The following is a 15,738-nucleotide window of genomic DNA, read 5'->3' as shown; positions in this document are numbered from 1 at the left end:
CTATGATTTAGAATATAATTTTGACTACGATTACGCTAACGGTGGTGGTGGTGCATTACCCAGTATTGGGATGATCATTGATGCCCTATCGTCCTTCGCACCCAAAGAGGCGGCTCCGCTAGAACGATCTATATCAAAGGAAAATATATCCACCCAAAGTTTAGCTCAGGGGCTATTCGCCACTAACGTTAGAGTACCATGTTGTAATCACTAACTGACTTTCGTTATCTTCGTTATCAATGATAAAAAGCCAGAACCTAATAACAACCTCCTGTTATTTGATTCTGGCCTGATACTCTTAATCAGCGGTTTATTTAGCCCCTGCCAGTACATCACTGACAATATCTACGGCTTCCTGCTCTATCTTTTCACGATGCTCTGGGCTGATAAAACTTTCACAGTAAATTTTATAAGCGTCTTCAGTACCGGATGGACGCGCCGCAAACCAGCCGTTATCCGTCATCACTTTCAGGCCGCCAATGGATGCACCATTGCCTGGCGCGGTGGTTAAACGGGCAGTAATAGGATCACCCGCCAACATGTTGGCTGTTACCATCTCAGGTGACAGTTTAGACAACGCGTTTTTCTGCGCCTGAGTCGCCGGAGCCTGAATACGGTTATAGCTCGGTGCGCCAAAGCGTTTAGCTAAATCATCATAGTGATGCTGTGGATTTTTACCGGTAACTGCTGTGATTTCTGCCGCCAGCAAACACATGATAATACCGTCTTTATCAGTAGACCACGGCGTGCCATCGAAGCGCAGGAAGGAGGCCCCAGCACTCTCTTCACCGCCAAAACCAAAGCTACCGTCGTGCAAACCGTCAACAAACCATTTAAAGCCGACCGGGACTTCTACCAACTTACGGCCTAAATCAGCCACCACGCGATCAATCATCGCACTGGAGACCAGAGTTTTACCCACGGCCACCTCAGCGCCCCATTGCGGACGGTGCTGGAACAGGTAATTGATCGATACTGCAAGATAATGATTCGGATTCATCAACCCTGCCGGAGTCACAATACCATGGCGGTCATAATCGGGATCGTTAGCAAAAGCTAAATCAAATTTATCGCGTAACGCCAATAAGCCAGCCATGGCGGATTCTGACGAGCAATCCATCCGGATCACGCCATCATGATCCAGATGCATAAAGCGGAAGGTCTGATCGATAGAATCATTAACCAGTGTTAGATCCAACTTATAGTGCTCACCAATACGTTGCCAATAAGCAATACCGGAGCCACCGAGAGGATCAACACCTAATTTCAAACCAGCACGTTGAATAGCCGGAATATCGACCACATCCACCAAGCCTGCAACATACGGTTGAATCAAATCTTGCTCACGCAGATGATTACCACGCCAGGCTTTATCCAGCGTTTGGCGTTTGATGCCCTCTAATTTCAGGCTGAGTAACTGATTAGCTCTTTTTTCAATTACCGAGGTCAGATTGGTATCGGCCGGGCCGCCATTCGGTGGGTTGTACTTGATGCCACCATCTTCAGGCGGATTGTGTGACGGTGTGATAACAATGCCGTCAGCCAAGGCTTTCCCCTGCACATTATGGCAGAGAATAGCATGTGAAATCGCCGGGGTTGGTGTAAAACCATTATCTTGCTGTACCACGACATCCACACCATTCGCCGTCAGCACTTCTAATACCGAGATAAATGCCGGTTCAGAGAGTGCATGGGTATCTTTACCCACATAACACGGGCCGCTAATGCCATGTTGATGACGAACTTCTGCGATCGCCTGAGCGATTGCCAAGATGTGTGCTTCGTTAAAACTGTGGCGTAATGAACTGCCACGATGGCCGGAGGTGCCAAATTTGACCGCATGGGCCGGATTTTCAGCATCTGGCTGCAATACATAATATTGCGACGTTAACTGCGCAACATTTATCAAATCGCTTTGCTGAGCGGGTTGCCCGGCACGAGGGTGATTGGCCACAGTCACTACTCCCTATATATCCCCTTCGCATTTGGAGCCGCAAGCTGCGTTCACTCACCCGAATCGCTTATTTGCGTAAGTTCATCGGGATTAGGAGCCTCTGATGAGGCTCACCCTGCGGGCCAGTGCAAGTGCTGTTCAACATGGTTTACAACCCATTTGTCGTTCGCTTGCTGCCTACCTGCAACTCCAATTTCTTTGGGTATCGGTTCAACGAAATTAAATAGTCCCGCACACTTTTTCGGTCAAATCCGGCGGGAACTGCATTGCCAGCATGAGATGTTGCACCATACTGCGTTTACGCTCGGTATTGGTATTGGTAATAACCCAGTATGGCGTACCTGGGACATGTTTGGGTTTGGTGTGCGTCCCGTTTTGCAACAATGTCTGTTGGTCACCCGCAAAATAAACCCGGGTGCGACCATGTAATGATTCAGTCGCCTCGGTAAACGCCTGTGCATCCAGCGTGTAAAGTGTGGATAACACCAACATAAAGCGGTTAACCGCCCTATTTTGCTCTGCATACTCATCGGACAACAGCAATTCACGCACTGCACGAACCCGATCTCGTGGTGCTGGAGCTGCCGCCGCTTTCACCGCATCAGTGCTGGCAGGGATACTGGGTACCGGCTGACCGGCCGTAAACTTCAGCATACGTCGTAAAATATCAGACGCGCTCTCGCCAATGTGCTGCGTATGGCTGGCAATATAGCGATAAAGTTCTTCGTCGAGTTCAATAGTTTTCATCTTTATCCAGTACGGGTTTCTACTTTCTTATACATATCTTAGGATTATAAAGTCAAAGTGCGCTGACGAGTACCTTTATAATGGCTTTATCGGGATAAATGGCCCGCCCCACCCACAGCAACTCAATAATCTACATATGACTGATGATAAGGCAAATAATTGTGTAACAGCACACCTTTGTTCAGCCATGATATCCTAACCACATTATCTCTCAGTATGAACGTCGCTATGAAATTAAACTTCCGCTTACAAAACGCGCTTTCTGCCACACCTTCCCTGCCAATCATGCTGATTCATGGGCTATTTGGTAATCTGGATAACCTGGGTGTTTTGGCCCGTGACTTGCAAAAAGATCATACCGTGGTTCAGGTTGATATGCGTGACCATGGTTTATCACCCCGCTCACCGCAAGTGGATTACCCTGCAATGGCCCAGGATGTGCTGGAGCTGCTCGACCACCTCGCAATAGAGAAAGCCATTATTATCGGCCATTCGATGGGGGGTAAAGTGGCAATGGCACTGACAGCAATTGCTCCTCATCGTATTGCAAAGCTGGTCGCGATTGATGTCGCCCCGGTCAACTATCAAGTACGCCGCCACGACACTATCTTTACTGCCCTCAATGCTGTGAGTGCTGCGGGTATAACCCAGCGACAAGAAGCCGCTCAATTGATGCGTGAGTCGATAAAAGAAGAAGGGGTCATTCAGTTCTTATTGAAATCATTCCACAACGGCGAATGGCGGTTTAATGTGCCCGCACTCTGGGATCAATACGAAAATATTGTCGGCTGGCAACCTATTCCACCGTGGCCGCACCCAATCCTCTTTATTCGCGGTGAGCTGTCGCCATATATTCAAGATAGCCATCGTGATGATATTGCCCGCCAATTCCCGCAAGCCCGTGCCTATGTGGTTGCAGGGACTGGCCACTGGGTACATGCGGAAAAGCCGGATTCTGTCTTGCGGGCTATCCACCGCTTTATTGATGAAAACAGCACCGATGAAAAAGAGGCTGAATAAAAAAAGTACAGCGCACGATGGGGATTGATTAAAAATCATCCCCTGGGGAAAAAAAATGTATTTCCTGTGGAAAAATTGTGCAAAAAAGAACGAATTAGCACAATCTAATCACAGTAAAGCATTGTCGTTGCTCAGTTGGCTGGGGTATTATGGCGCGCTCTAATTTTGCTGCGGACTTCGGTCGCTGTTCACAGATCGTAACCGGTGCAAATGCAAATTCAGGCTGCTGGTATATAGGTTATTCAATGCGCTCAAGCTATGTTCTCAACCTGAAACATGTAAACCGAATCGTCAGACAAGGCTTCGTTACGCTTTCTGATGTAAATCCCTTGTAGTACTGCTACCTATGGCAAAAGAACAAACGGATCGCACGACGCTGGATCTGTTCGCAGATGAACGCCGTCCGGGGCGTCCGAAAACAAATCCATTATCCCGTGATGAGCAGCTTAGAATTAATAAGCGGAATCAACTACGGCGCGATAAAGTGCGTGGCTTACGACGCGTGGAACTGAAGATTAATGCCGATGCCGTCGATGCTCTCAACAGCCTTGCAGAGCAGCGTAACATCAGCCGTAGTGAGCTGATTGAACAAATGTTGCTGGCTCAATTAGCCCACTCACAAGAAGGGTTTTAACCCTATCGGTTACCACGACGGCGTGGCGTAATCACTTACGCTACGCCGTTTTTACTTTATCCCGCCCATACTGAAGTCACCGGGTTGTTAGCGGTTTTTAGAATGTTTCCCAGTTTGCGTTGCTATCCACTCTCGCGCTGGCAGGTGCTGCGGTTAATGGGTTGGCCCGCGTTTTCACTGCCGGTTTTACTCGTTCGTCATCGGCCTTTAGTTTAAACACCGCCACCGCCCGGTTTAACTGAGTGGCCTGTTCTTCTAGCGAGGCCGCAGCACGGGAAGCTTGCTGTACTAACGCGGCATTTTGCTGTGTCACGCTGTCCATTTCTGCCACCGCTTGTCCGACCTGGCTAATACCTTTGCTCTGTTCATCAGATGCAGAAGCTATCTCACCCATTAAATCGGTCACATTGGTGATGGAACGAACAATTTCATCCATAGTAATACCAGCACTCTCCACCAAGGCCGAACCACTACTGACACGACTAACCGACTCATTAATCAAGCCATCAATCTCCTTCGCCGCCTGTGCACTGCGTTGTGCAAGATTACGTACCTCGCTGGCAACCACAGCAAAGCCACGACCTTGTTCACCGGCACGGGCGGCTTCAACGGCTGCATTCAGTGCCAAAATGTTAGTTTGAAAAGCAATGCTGTTAATTACCGTCGTTATATCGGCTATTTTCCGCGAACTGGCTGAAATCTCATTCATGGTGTTAACCACATCTGCCACCAATATTCCGCCCTTTTTCGCGGTGACGGAGGCATTGGCCGCCAGTTGACTGGCATGGTGCGCATTATCAGCATTGTGTTTTACGGTTGCGGTTAACTGCTCCATGCTAGCTGCTGTTTCTTCAAGCGCCGCAGCTTGCTGCTCAGTGCGGGATGACAAATCGGTGTTGCCAGCTGAAATCTCGGCTGCACCATGGTAGATCCCATCGGTGCTACTACGAATTGCCTGAACAGTATTCACCAAACTGGTTTGTACATCACGCAGCAGCGGGAATAACCGCCCAACACAGTTGCGACCAAAATCAGCAATAGGCAGACCAAGCTGACCAGAAGCAATCACGCGAAAATGCTCGCGAATATCGTCCAGTGGGCGCACCAGGTTGGCAACCAGATAGCGATCTGTTGCCAGTAAAATCACCAGACCGGCGATCAGCGCTGAGATAAGGGTAATGCTGCTCACTTTGGTCAAATGAGAGAATTGATCTTTAGCCACCCCGATAGCTTTTGATGCCGCCTGATTAAACTTTTCAGCCACTGAACCATACTGGCGGCTCAATGCAGGTACCGTTTTTTTCGCTAAATCCTGATAAGCGGCGCTGTTATTGTCCATTGCAGCTTGATACAGCGGCGTAACCCCTTGTTCAATTAACCCACTCCACCCATCAATCACGCCGCTAACCAAAGCGGAGTCTAACTGTGCATGGTCAATAGTTTTAAATTCTGCCAACTTTTGCTTCAGGTTTTCCAATGCAACATTGGATGATTTCAATTCTTTGTCAGCATCCACGATATTACCGCTCTGGCGGTAATCTACTGAACGAGACAGACGTGTCACCATACGGAAATATTGATCCGTCCCCTGATTAACCAAATTCATATTTTCAACCAACACAGTATTCGCGTTGGAGGATTGTGTCAGTTGGTTGAGTGATAACAAGGTATAAGCCGATACACCGCCCCAGAGCAGACAAAATGCGCCAAGTACCCAAAGCAATGCCGCCCTGATAGTAATATTTTTTAAAAACTGCATGTTCGTTCCCCTTATATATCGGATAGTTACCGTTAGAGACTCTGGTGTTATTTGATGACCGAAAAGCAATAAAGGACGTTCATACAGCTAACGACAACTCCTTTGCCGGCAGACCTTCATCTGACGGATTTCCCCCTGGCACCGCAAATTGCAACTATTCAGTTACACAACGGTTATCGGCAATGGAGTTATAAGGTTGAGCGACTCACAAAAATTTAATATCGCATAAACTTGATAAAAGCCTGATGGGGTTCTCTGGCATTATGTCGCCCTATACATGTGTTATAATATTGGGCAGAACGCTCAGTAATTTGCATAACTATTTGAATTTAAAAGGTATTTAGCTATATGGCAACTGTAGGCATTTTCTTTGGCAGCGATACTGGCAATACTGAAAACATTGCCAAGATGATCCAAAAGCAACTGGGCAAAGATGTTGCTGAGGTTCACGACATTGCCAAAAGCAGTAAAGAAGATTTAGAAGGCTTCGATATTTTGCTGATTGGGATCCCAACCTGGTATTACGGCGAAGCGCAGTGTGATTGGGATGATTTCTTCCCAACACTGGAAGAGATCGATTTCAATGGCAAGTTGGTGGCGCTGTTTGGTTGTGGTGACCAGGAAGACTACGCAGAATATTTCTGTGATGCGATGGGTACCGTGCGCGACATCATTGAGCCACGTGGTGCCGCAATCGTGGGCCATTGGCCAACAGCGGGCTACCATTTTGAAGCGTCCAAAGGTCTGGCGGATGACGACCACTTTATTGGTCTGGCAATTGATGAAGACCGTCAGCCAGAACTTACCAATGAGCGGGTTGAGGCATGGGTAAAACAGATTACTGAAGAACTGAGCCTGTCTGAAATCGTGGGTTAATCAAGCCTGTCGGAAACGCTATGGTCGTGTTCAACACTGCCGGGCGTTTCCGTTGCCTTTTATCCTTTTGATCTGTGCTTTTTGTCATAACGTTGTTCTCTCTCTCTTTAGCTCCCATCCCCGGTGAGCAGCGCGTCCGGCTATCCGATTGTGCTTTGTTAAGCGGCCCACAGATCCACATCTTCCTGCGCGCAAAATGAAAATAAACTGCTACAAATTTGTAACTTTATCCCTCGTCACTGTACACTTAAATGATGTGTTATCCCCATTCATCAATACACTGCATGATTAATCTTACAAAGTGTGCAATTATATCTTTGTTAACAACCACGGTTTTCATTTGGGGCTAGCAGTTCTATAATGAGACGCAATTGTAATTATTGCGCCACGGATGTCATAGGCTGAACAGCCTTAATTTGAATCGATAGTAACAGGACTGAATCCGCATGACTGACAACAACAAAGCCTTAAAAAACGCAGGCCTTAAAGTAACACTGCCCCGGCTTAAAATTCTGGAAGTGTTGCAAGATCCGGCGTGCCACCACGTCAGCGCGGAAGATCTTTATAAAAAGCTGATCGATATTGGTGAAGAGATTGGTTTAGCCACGGTTTACCGCGTACTGAACCAGTTTGATGATGCCGGTATTGTTACCCGCCACAATTTCGAAGGCGGTAAATCAGTCTTTGAGCTGACGCAGCAGCATCATCATGATCACTTGATTTGCCTGGATTGCGGCAAAGTGATTGAGTTTAGCAATGAATCCATTGAATCGCTTCAACGTGAAATTTCTAAACAGCATGGTATCAAGCTGACCAATCACAGTCTGTATCTGTACGGCCATTGTGAGACCGGTGATTGCCGTGAAAACGAGTCGGCACACGATAAAAGATAATGTGGTTTGAAAGCATTATCTTATAAAGATTTTAAGCACTGAATACACTACGGCTTATGTTTAATCCAGATTGATAGGTTCTACTGTTTGGTTAACATAAGCTATCAGCAAGATGGCCACCTTTCCCGTTCTATACCTGAGTATCTCTCGGTTGGGAGTCAGGTGGTCGTTCTTATTTATGCCCTTGATATTTATTTATCCCCTTGCTACTTAAAGCCACTAGAGTGTTAGCGATGCTCTGGGTTCGTTCGCCTGCTAGCTATCCGCAACACCGTATCTACCCCGTTATTGATCTTTCCTGAGTGACAAATTTACTGTTTATCGCCCCCATTTATTGACTCTCCCCCCTTTAGCGAGCTGCACCAATTTTGTAGCAAAAAAAAACCCCGGACCTGCCGGGGGAAAAACCATCAACTCAACTTCACTTAAATTTGTTTAGCCAAAAAATAAAGCAAACAGGAGATAACATTAGACACAGCTCGATACTACTAATTTTCAGACTTTAACCGGCTCAGCACGGCTACTACGCTTACCGTCTGGGCTGGTGGAGCGGATCATCACCTCGCCACTCACGGTAGGTTGTGCCTTGGCATCATACTTCTGCCACTGCTTACCGCCATCAGTTGAATACTCGATAATCAGGCCCGGCAGTGAGATATTGGCTTCCAACTTTCCTGCCACAACCCGAGCACCGGGGACAGGCAAGCGATATGACACACCGGCTTTATCCAGTTTTGCCAGTTCACGTTGGCCCATGATGTTGGCAAAACGTTGCCAATCGATGTCCAACGCCTTGGTATCGACCCTGTGCGTCTGGCCACCTTGATATTCGCGGCCCGCTTTGTAATCTTGCTCCCACGAAGCGCGATGCCAGGCACGCTCAGCCAATGGCAACATCCGCGGGAAGATCATGTATTCCATCTGCTCATCAGTACGGACGGTTTCATTCCATGACTGACCCGAGATGCCATGTACACCCGGCCAAGGTTTATCGCTTTTCGCGCTGAAGTGATTACCATCGCGGTCCACTGAGGTCTCGGCATTCTGCGGCATGTTGTCTGGTGCGAAGCTGAATACTTTCGCTTCGTCATTAAAGCGGGTTGCCCAGTAGTAACCGCGTTCATTCGGATTAACTTCATATGGCATATCGAAGTAGACATAATCTGGATTTGACGCGACCACTTCATAACCTTTATTGGCCCAATCATTGATTGAGTCAGCACCACCCCAATAGAGGGTATCCCAGAAGTTGACGCCAACGCGTTTAGTGGCAAACGCTTTAGCATCTTTGGCGTCTTTCAACCCATCCTGCCAAGCCTGCATCTTCTCGATGCCGTGAGCATTAACCAACTTACTGACTTCAATGGCAAAATAGCTGGAAAGATGTTCAACATCCTGCACCTTGCCTTGTTTGACCATATCCTGACAAACTTGTGATTTGGCCCAAGGTTTATCTTCAACACTCTTATCAATAATGCCTTTACCCGCTTCAATCGGCCCGTTTTTGTCCTGATAACCCGCACCCAAACGGATATTTTTCGCTTCATCGCCACCAAAGTGCCAGGTAGTCAGTGGCATACCGGCTTCTTTATGCATCTGCGCCATTTCGCCAATCACTTTATCGACAAACCGCTTAGAGGAATCGAGGCATGGGTTGAGATAGCTTTTACGCTCATAGAACTGAACTGACGTGGTATTGGAATCATCAGTCGGGTCAAGCAGACGGAATTCGTTAGCTTCTTTTTCTTTGCCCTGTTTCATCAGATTATTGTAGCGGGCTTCCATCGACACTACGGCTGCACGGGCGTGTGCTGGCACATCGATTTCAGGGATCACATCAATCTGGCGTGCTTTGGCATATTTCAGAATCTCAATATAATCATCACGAGTGAAATGGCCGCTACCCATATTATTGCTGTCTGGGCCAGAACCCAATTGCGGCAGCAAGCAGGTATTCTCCGTCAAATCGTGACAACGTTTGCTACCAACATCGGTCAATTCGGGTAAGCCTGGGATTTCAATACGCCAGCCTTCATCATCACTTAGATGGAAGTGGAATTTGTTCAGCTTATAAGCTGACATCTGATCAAGTAAGCGCAGCACTGCATCTTTGGTTTTAAAATTACGGCCAACATCGAGGAACACACCACGGTATTCAAAACGTGGCGCATCTTTCGCCTCAAGAGTGGCAATAGTCTTAGTGCCGTCAGTCGGAACCAACGATAGAATGGATTGCAGGCCATAGAACACGCCGCTCGGATCAAAACCAATAACCTGTGCCCCTTTCTCGCCGATTTTCAGCTCGTAAGCACCGGAAACCGCTAAGTCACCTTTAAACGCGGCAGGTTGAATCACAGTTTTTATCGGGAAACCGGCTGAATTGGCCTTCAGACCCAGTAATTCGAAGCGCTGCTGAGCTGCCTCTGCGGCAGCTTTTGGCAATACACTCAGATCCAGCGCAACCCCGTGACTCAGATCCACATCCTGTTTATAGAGCTTAATCTCCATAGGCGTAGGGATTATTTGCCCACGCAAGTTAGCCACAGATAACGTTTTTACTGCTTCGTTTTTAACAAAGCGTGATTCCGGCGTCATCAGCACATTATTGTCATCTTTGGTGCGTTTCCACTGATCGCCGGTAAACTGTGTCAGATACTCATTGATATCTTCGGTATCGGTATTTTTTAGTACTTTGTGTTTAGCATCGCCAGCAGTGGCATACCAGCGCGGCATAAAATCAGTGGCAAACAACTGCCAGTATTCGCCAGTAATAGGGATTTCAACCGCTTGATTGGCGGGGAAACCCGTGAATTTGGCGGTAGGTTCAATTTTATGCAAATCACCCGTCAGATGAGTAATTTTAAACTGACTGTTATCGACGGTCAGAATCTGGCGGATACTATGGAAATAAATAGCCCAGTCTTGGCCGACTATCTCATCCCCGGTGTTGGTCAGAGTAATCATGACTTTATTACAAGATGCCCAGTCGGCACCCAGTTTGGCACAATCAACGCCATTTTCAGCAGCACGGTTATCCAACAATTTATAATTAACTTTCAATGTGCTGAGTTGATCAACAAGTTGTTGATTACGGGTATCAGCATTGGCATATCCCATCAAGCCAAAGGTTGCGGTTATCGCCGCTAAAGCATTTAATTTGAATTTATTCATCACTAACCTCATCCGTAATTAATAACAGCTGCCAGAACGGTTATTGACAGTATTGCTGCTAGCAGCGTTATTGTTAGCTCAATTACCGTTATCCTAATAATTTTTATCTTGGATATTATTTATCTGGATTATTATTACTGCGTATTTCTTGCCACAGCTTTCCGCATTGCGCGTCATAGGCCTGACCATTACCGGTATGTGCAGCATCAATGCAACGCTGGTAATCCAACACTCGAACGGTCTCTTTCTCAGTAAAAGCCTGATGCGCTTTCTCTTGTTTCAGCACATCTAGCACCGCCTTGCAGGGGATCAATCTTTCTGGTGAACCTTCGCTGGCATTGATGCACGCGCTGTAGGCTTGTTTGAGTTTGCTATCTTCCGGTTGAACTGGGGTTTGTGGTGCGCAGGCACTTAATCCCAATACCGTGGTAATAATAAAAAGCATTTTCTTCATGGCGGGTGCTCCATTATGTCCCCGGGTTGGTTACCGGGGATGGCAATCAAAAAGTGGTCAACATCAGAAGATGGTAAAGGGTGCAATCACGATGAATTTAACGTCTTTTTCATCCTGGAATACGTTGCCAAAACCGCCGCCAAAGCTTGGAATATTGGTGTGGTTGTCATACATGGTGTAATGCAGTTTGAAGAGCGTGCCTTTCGCCCGGCCTTCTTGCAGGGTGTAGAGAACATCAAAGTTCCAAGCAGATTCTTTCAGACGCGTATTCTGGTCATAAATTGGGTTAGTACTTGGTTTTGCATCCCAGCCATACGCATAGGAGGTTCCCACTGACCAGCCCGCAAGATTCCAGTTTTTCAGGTCATACATCACGCCACCAAACAGCGCTTTTTCGCCGTTGGCGTTGAAGTCAGAGCGGGAATCCCACCAAACATCTAAACGGCCATTAGAGGTCGCATAGCCTGGCGTCATACGTTGCAGGAAGTAACCTTGGTTACCGTCAGCTTTGGCCCAGGTACCTTCAAGACGCAAGTCAAATGGACCGGTGGTGTAGCCCAATGTCAGCGCTTGTAGCCAGGCTAATCCGTCATAGACGTCGTTTACATTGCTGGCACCGCCATCAACTTTATCTTTTGCGCCGTAGAACTGATAAGAGGTACGAAGATCATTGCCAGCCACCGGGAAGGCGTAAGAAGCCTTGGCGAAATACTGGTCCATGTAATCTTTTGCCTGGCCAAATGCCGCTTCCATCACCAGTTTGTTTTTGAAATCGTATTTAGCACCGATTGAGTGCAGGTAACTTACGCCGGTCTTGCCATCAGCCTGGCGGAAGTTGTACATATTCTGATACCAAGGCGCTTTATATTCATCAGTCCACATGTAAGACATGGACAAGGCACCGGCAGTATCAAAATCGAATTTAGCACCACCTTCAGCCCCACGGTAGGTTCCTGGCATAAAGCTCCAGTGTGGTGCGAGCAGTGTCTGACCCGTTGGTTGGATATAACCCCCCCGCGCCCAGAAATCACCTAGCTTAAATTTGGCCGCGGCTTTATAAACACTGACGCCACTCTTATCACCGGTCCATTTCTCATCCCAACGGGTTTTAGCATCACTGAAACCAATTTCGTTTGGCGCTGCCGGGCCACTGTTGGTCATTTCAACTGCGCCGAAAGCAGCCAAGTCAATGCCAAACATGTCAGCCGCATAACCGGAAGAGAAATCCAGATTGGCGTTAAAGGTAGAGTGGTGCAAGTTGGCGACATATTTGCCGTACTCCGCACTCCCTGGCGTTAAATCTTTACGGTCACGCTGACGCTGCCAATAATAAATCCCACCGGTCAGTGACGAATCATCAATAAAGCCTTTAGCCTTGGCCTCTGGGGCTACCATGAACCCCGTTCCTAACAATGCACCCGCGACTGCGAGCGCCAGCGTTTTACGTTTAGCACCGTGCGTAACCATATGAAAAAATTCCTCTTTGACATCACATTTAAAGTGCGTTGCCTGTGTCCACCACAGCTCACAGGTTTAGCCTCAAAAAAACCCTAGTGGGTAAAATTTTTGCTGGGGAGCAATAACCACCAGCCATTACTGCTAAAAACTTCTGTTGCGAAAAACAACCGCTCTGTAGATTGCTGCTGCCACACAGACTATTTTTCGCGACGCGAATTATCAATTAAAAATAACGCTAATTATTCAAAGTATGACAACGAGCACATAACTGTGAAAAAATATTACAGAGTTCACAAAAGCTTTAAAAACAATGCATAACGTCATATTTTTAATTAGAAATCTTCTCTCATTGACATATTGAATGGTTTCAGCCGATGCAATAAAGCCTGCGTTTTCTCTTAATGAAATAGGGCTTTTCTCTCAGTTAATTCGTAAAGCGAATATTTAAGAAAGACTTACAGACAGCCGCTTTGTTGCTAAAAAAAGGAGCAATATGTCGACATTGACCAGGGGATAAAACGCAGCAGTGGAAAAGAGAAAGGGAGTTATTAGTGTTTAGTACAATAAACAATTTCAGTTTTATTTCTAATAAACCGGGTGTGCCACCAGACAACGCACAGCTATCTGGATGAACTTACGCAGTCATGTAATTTGGGTGAATACCCGTTGTTAACATCAAATTTGCAGGAACTCAGGGCATAAAAAAAGCGTGGACTAAGCCACGCCAATTCTACTGTTCTGAGTGAGAACTAAAACTTAACTGGTCGCTTTTGCCGCCCAGGTATCACGCAAACCGACAGTACGGTTAAATACCAAGGCATCAGGGCGTGAATAGCGGCTATCAGTACAGAAATAACCTTCACGTTCAAATTGATAGGTTCGCTCTGGAACTGCATCAACCAAACCTGGTTCAACAAAACCCTGACGGATAATCAACGACTCAGGATTGATGGTAGACAAGAAGTCTTCCGCCGCCGCAGGGTTTGGTACGCTAAACAGACGGTCATACAGGCGAATTTCTGCCGGCAATGCATGCTTAACAGAAACCCAATGAATAACGCCTTTAACTTTGCGCCCATCGGCTGGATCTTTGTTTAAGGTTTCGGCGTCATAACTGCAATAAAGCGTAGTCACATTGCCTTCTGCGTCCTTTTCGACACGTTCAGCTTTGATAACATAGGCATTACGTAAGCGCACTTCTTTGCCTAGTACCAAACGCTTGTACTGTTTATTCGCTTCTTCACGGAAATCGGCGCGATCGATATAAAGCTCGCTATCGAAAGGAACCTGACGCGTGCCCATCTCCGGGTTATTCGGGTGATTTGGCATAGTCAGCCACTCTTCCCCGGCCACACGATTTTCAATAATGACCTTGATTGGGTCAAGAACCGCCATAGCCCGTGGGGCATTTTCGTTGAGATCATCACGGATACAAGACTCCAGTGACATCATTTCAACGTTGTTATCCTGCTTGGTCACCCCAATACGGCGGCAGAACTCACGGATGGAAGCCGCGGTGTAGCCACGGCGACGCAAACCAGAAATCGTTGGCATACGTGGATCATCCCAGCCTTCCACGACTTTCTCGGTCACCAATTGATTCAGCTTACGCTTAGACATAATGGCGTATTCTAGATTCAGGCGAGAGAATTCATACTGACGCGGATGACATTCGATAGAGATATTATCCAGCACCCAATCATATAAGCGGCGGTTATCCTGGAATTCCAGCGTACAGAGTGAATGGGTGATCCCTTCAATCGCATCAGAAATACAATGGGTAAAGTCATACATCGGGTAGATGCACCACTTGTTACCAGACTGATGGTGTTCGGCGAACTTAATACGATACAGCACCGGGTCACGCATCACGATAAACGGTGACGCCATATCGATTTTGGCACGCAGACACGCAGTACCCTCAGCAAAACCACCAGCACGCATCTTTTCAAACAGCGCCAGATTCTCTTCCACACTGCGATCACGGTACGGGCTATTTTTCCCCGGCGCAGTCAGTGTGCCACGATATTCGCGCATCTGCTCAGCGGTTAACTCATCGACATACGCCAGGCCCTTATTAATCAGCTCGACAGCGTACTGATACAGTTGATCGAAATAGTCTGAGGAGTAACGCACATCACCGCTCCAGGTGAAGCCTAGCCACTCTACGTCGTGTTTAATCGACTCAACGAACTCAACATCTTCTTTCACCGGGTTGGTGTCGTCGAAACGCAAATTACACTGACCCTGATAATCTTGTGCGATGCCAAAGTTCAGGCAGATAGATTTGGCATGACCAATATGCAGGTAGCCATTTGGCTCTGGCGGAAAGCGGGTATGAACCGACGTATGTTTACCGCTGGCTAAATCTTCGTCAATTATCTGACGGATAAAATTACTCGGGCGGGCTTCTGCCTCACTCATTGTTCTATTCCTCAATGCAAACGCAACAAATATAACCGCATATTTACCTAATAGATTTCAAGGATGCAGGAAGGCGGCAAACGAGAGACAAATCGGTCGGGAACCGATTTGAATAGCATCTATGCTAGCCCGCAGGGTGAGCCTCAAGGATGAGGCTCATTCATCCCGATGAGCTTACACAAGTAAGTGATTCGGGTGAATGAGAGCGGCCAACACACCTGCAACTTGAAAGATGACAGGTATAATCCAACAAGCCCGACTTGGAAACAACCGTTTGTTACAGGAAATAAAACAAAAAAACGGGAAGAGATTGCTCTCTTCCCGTTGGTTCAGCTAAAAGTTAAATTG

General features: G+C 47.2%; 12 protein-coding genes. 5 read left to right on the top strand and 7 right to left on the bottom strand.

The features are described 5' to 3' along the window. On the top strand, nt 1-214 hold a 214-nt coding region (locus V2A85_RS01405), incomplete at its 5' end, for a hypothetical protein (protein WP_420070765.1). A gap of 96 nt (nt 215-310) precedes the next feature. Here the strand turns inward: V2A85_RS01405 and pgm are convergent. Next, a complete protein-coding gene (gene pgm, locus V2A85_RS01400) occupies nt 311-1,954 on the bottom strand; it encodes a phosphoglucomutase (alpha-D-glucose-1,6-bisphosphate-dependent) (protein WP_372558346.1) in 1,644 nt (547 codons plus the stop codon). A gap of 219 nt (nt 1,955-2,173) precedes the next feature. After that, complete coding sequence (gene seqA / locus V2A85_RS01395) at nt 2,174-2,701, bottom strand: replication initiation negative regulator SeqA (protein ID WP_372558345.1); 528 nt, start codon at nt 2,699-2,701, stop codon at nt 2,174-2,176. Between the two features lie 228 nt (nt 2,702-2,929). Here seqA and ybfF point away from each other — a divergent pair, with 228 nt between their 5' ends. Both ybfF and ybfE read left to right on the top strand, forming a co-directional pair. Next, a complete protein-coding gene (ybfF, locus tag V2A85_RS01390) occupies nt 2,930-3,721 on the top strand; it encodes an esterase (protein WP_372558344.1) in 792 nt (263 codons plus the stop codon). Nucleotides 3,722-4,067: 346 nt separating this feature from the next. Beyond that, nucleotides 4,068-4,355 (top strand): LexA regulated protein, encoded by a 288-nt coding sequence (gene ybfE, locus V2A85_RS01385; RefSeq protein WP_005163374.1) that lies wholly within the window; start codon nt 4,068-4,070, stop codon nt 4,353-4,355. A 97-nt stretch (nt 4,356-4,452) separates the two neighbouring features. On the opposite strand, the gene V2A85_RS01380 is transcribed toward ybfE, so the two are convergent. Further along, the gene (locus V2A85_RS01380; RefSeq protein WP_420070764.1) at nt 4,453-6,114 is read right to left on the bottom strand and encodes a methyl-accepting chemotaxis protein; all 1,662 of its coding nucleotides are present in this window, start codon (nt 6,112-6,114) and stop codon (nt 4,453-4,455) included. A 348-nt stretch (nt 6,115-6,462) separates the two neighbouring features. Here V2A85_RS01380 and fldA point away from each other — a divergent pair, with 348 nt between their 5' ends. Together fldA and fur are read left to right on the top strand one after the other, a co-directional pair. Further along, nucleotides 6,463-6,990 (top strand): flavodoxin FldA, encoded by a 528-nt coding sequence (fldA, locus tag V2A85_RS01375; protein ID WP_083159633.1) that lies wholly within the window; start codon nt 6,463-6,465, stop codon nt 6,988-6,990. Nucleotides 6,991-7,436: 446 nt separating this feature from the next. After that, nucleotides 7,437-7,883 (top strand): ferric iron uptake transcriptional regulator, encoded by a 447-nt coding sequence (gene fur / locus V2A85_RS01370; protein ID WP_083159634.1) that lies wholly within the window; start codon nt 7,437-7,439, stop codon nt 7,881-7,883. A gap of 495 nt (nt 7,884-8,378) precedes the next feature. On the opposite strand, the gene V2A85_RS01365 is transcribed toward fur, so the two are convergent. From V2A85_RS01365 to glnS, 4 genes are all read right to left on the bottom strand, one after another. After that, nucleotides 8,379-11,054: a beta-N-acetylhexosaminidase gene (locus V2A85_RS01365; RefSeq protein WP_420070763.1), complete on the bottom strand. Its 2,676-nt coding sequence runs from the start codon at nt 11,052-11,054 to the stop codon at nt 8,379-8,381. A gap of 115 nt (nt 11,055-11,169) precedes the next feature. Next, nucleotides 11,170-11,508: a ChiQ/YbfN family lipoprotein gene (gene chiQ, locus V2A85_RS01360; protein WP_083159636.1), complete on the bottom strand. Its 339-nt coding sequence runs from the start codon at nt 11,506-11,508 to the stop codon at nt 11,170-11,172. A gap of 63 nt (nt 11,509-11,571) precedes the next feature. Further along, nucleotides 11,572-12,975: a chitoporin ChiP gene (gene chiP, locus V2A85_RS01355; RefSeq protein ID WP_083159637.1), complete on the bottom strand. Its 1,404-nt coding sequence runs from the start codon at nt 12,973-12,975 to the stop codon at nt 11,572-11,574. A gap of 747 nt (nt 12,976-13,722) precedes the next feature. Next, entirely contained in the window at nt 13,723-15,390 is a 1,668-nt protein-coding gene (gene glnS, locus V2A85_RS01350; RefSeq protein WP_420070762.1) for a glutamine--tRNA ligase, read from the bottom strand. Nucleotides 15,391-15,738: the final 348 nt, after the last annotated feature.

The sequence above is a fragment of the Yersinia sp. 1252 StPb PI genome (assembly GCF_048593885.1).
Classification (GTDB): Bacteria; Pseudomonadota; Gammaproteobacteria; order Enterobacterales; family Enterobacteriaceae; genus Yersinia; species Yersinia enterocolitica_E.
The sequence above is the reverse complement of the archived record's forward strand: the minus strand, read 5'-3'. Positions and strand labels throughout refer to the sequence as shown.

What these genes read in the sequence shown, in the direction of transcription:
- seqA (WP_372558345.1), bottom strand. Translation starts at nt 2,701, where the DNA reads ATGAAAACTATTGAACTCGACGAAGAACTTTATCGCTATATTGCCAGC.
- ybfF (WP_372558344.1), top strand. Translation starts at nt 2,930, where the DNA reads ATGAAATTAAACTTCCGCTTACAAAACGCGCTTTCTGCCACACCTTCC.
- ybfE (WP_005163374.1), top strand. Translation starts at nt 4,068, where the DNA reads ATGGCAAAAGAACAAACGGATCGCACGACGCTGGATCTGTTCGCAGAT.
- V2A85_RS01380 (WP_420070764.1), bottom strand. Translation starts at nt 6,114, where the DNA reads ATGCAGTTTTTAAAAAATATTACTATCAGGGCGGCATTGCTTTGGGTA.
- fldA (WP_083159633.1), top strand. Translation starts at nt 6,463, where the DNA reads ATGGCAACTGTAGGCATTTTCTTTGGCAGCGATACTGGCAATACTGAA.
- fur (WP_083159634.1), top strand. Translation starts at nt 7,437, where the DNA reads ATGACTGACAACAACAAAGCCTTAAAAAACGCAGGCCTTAAAGTAACA.
- V2A85_RS01365 (WP_420070763.1), bottom strand. Translation starts at nt 11,054, where the DNA reads ATGAATAAATTCAAATTAAATGCTTTAGCGGCGATAACCGCAACCTTT.
- chiQ (WP_083159636.1), bottom strand. Translation starts at nt 11,508, where the DNA reads ATGAAGAAAATGCTTTTTATTATTACCACGGTATTGGGATTAAGTGCC.
- chiP (WP_083159637.1), bottom strand. Translation starts at nt 12,975, where the DNA reads ATGGTTACGCACGGTGCTAAACGTAAAACGCTGGCGCTCGCAGTCGCG.
- glnS (WP_420070762.1), bottom strand. Translation starts at nt 15,390, where the DNA reads ATGAGTGAGGCAGAAGCCCGCCCGAGTAATTTTATCCGTCAGATAATT.